1 rRNA gene is annotated in these 1,710 nt (G+C 53.6%); it reads right to left on the bottom strand.

Annotated elements, in window-relative coordinates:
* Positions 1-33 precede the first annotated feature (33 nt).
* Positions 34-1,710 (bottom strand): 23S ribosomal RNA (locus ACJHYR_RS27660); the annotation flags it as partial.

Genomic DNA, 1,710 nt, shown 5'->3' with positions numbered 1-1,710 from the left:
TTCTCTCATCCGCCAAAACATCTTCGGCGTTGTAAGGTTAAGCCTCACGGTTCATTAGTACCGGTTAGCTCAACGCATCGCTGCGCTTACACACCCGGCCTATCAACGTCGTCGTCTTCAACGTTCCTTCAGGACTCTCAAGGAGTCAGGGAGAACTCATCTCGGGGCAAGTTTCGTGCTTAGATGCTTTCAGCACTTATCTCTTCCGCATTTAGCTACCGGGCAGTGCCATTGGCATGACAACCCGAACACCAGTGATGCGTCCACTCCGGTCCTCTCGTACTAGGAGCAGCCCCCCTCAGTTCTCCAGCGCCCACGGCAGATAGGGACCGAACTGTCTCACGACGTTCTAAACCCAGCTCGCGTACCACTTTAAATGGCGAACAGCCATACCCTTGGGACCTACTTCAGCCCCAGGATGTGATGAGCCGACATCGAGGTGCCAAACACCGCCGTCGATATGAACTCTTGGGCGGTATCAGCCTGTTATCCCCGGAGTACCTTTTATCCGTTGAGCGATGGCCCTTCCATTCAGAACCACCGGATCACTATGACCTGCTTTCGCACCTGCTCGCGCCGTCACGCTCGCAGTCAAGCTGGCTTATGCCATTGCACTAACCTCCTGATGTCCGACCAGGATTAGCCAACCTTCGTGCTCCTCCGTTACTCTTTAGGAGGAGACCGCCCCAGTCAAACTACCCACCAGACACTGTCCGCAACCCCGATCAGGGGCCAACGTTAGAACATCAAACATTAAAGGGTGGTATTTCAAGGTCGGCTCCATGCAGACTGGCGTCCACACTTCAAAGCCTCCCACCTATCCTACACATCAAGGCTCAATGTTCAGTGTCAAGCTATAGTAAAGGTTCACGGGGTCTTTCCGTCTTGCCGCGGGTACACTGCATCTTCACAGCGAGTTCAATTTCACTGAGTCTCGGGTGGAGACAGCCTGGCCATCATTACGCCATTCGTGCAGGTCGGAACTTACCCGACAAGGAATTTCGCTACCTTAGGACCGTTATAGTTACGGCCGCCGTTTACCGGGGCTTCGATCAAGAGCTTCGCGTTACCGCTAACCCCATCAATTAACCTTCCGGCACCGGGCAGGCGTCACACCGTATACGTCCACTTTCGTGTTTGCACAGTGCTGTGTTTTTAATAAACAGTTGCAGCCAGCTGGTATCTTCGACTGATTTCAGCTCCATCCGCAAGGGACTTCACCTACGTATCAGCGTGCCTTCTCCCGAAGTTACGGCACCATTTTGCCTAGTTCCTTCACCCGAGTTCTCTCAAGCGCCTTGGTATTCTCTACCTGACCACCTGTGTCGGTTTGGGGTACGATTTGATGTTACCTGATGCTTAGAGGCTTTTCCTGGAAGCAGGGCATTTGTTGCTTCAGCACCGTAGTGCCTCGTCATCACGCCTCAGCCTTGATTTTCCGGATTTGCCTGGAAAACCAGCCTACACGCTTAAACCGGGACAACCGTCGCCCGGCCAACATAGCCTTCTCCGTCCCCCCTTCGCAGTAACACCAAGTACAGGAATATTAACCTGTTTCCCATCGACTACGCCTTTCGGCCTCGCCTTAGGGGTCGACTCACCCTGCCCCGATTAACGTTGGACAGGAACCCTTGGTCTTCCGGCGAGCGGGCTTTTCACCCGCTTTATCGTTACTTATGTCAGCATTCGCACTTCTGATACCTCCAGCAT

It is taken from the genome of Escherichia sp. WS1450 (assembly GCF_046487395.1).
GTDB classification, from domain to species: Bacteria; Pseudomonadota; Gammaproteobacteria; order Enterobacterales; family Enterobacteriaceae; genus Escherichia; species Escherichia coli.
This window is presented reverse-complemented; position numbering and strand designations above follow the sequence as displayed.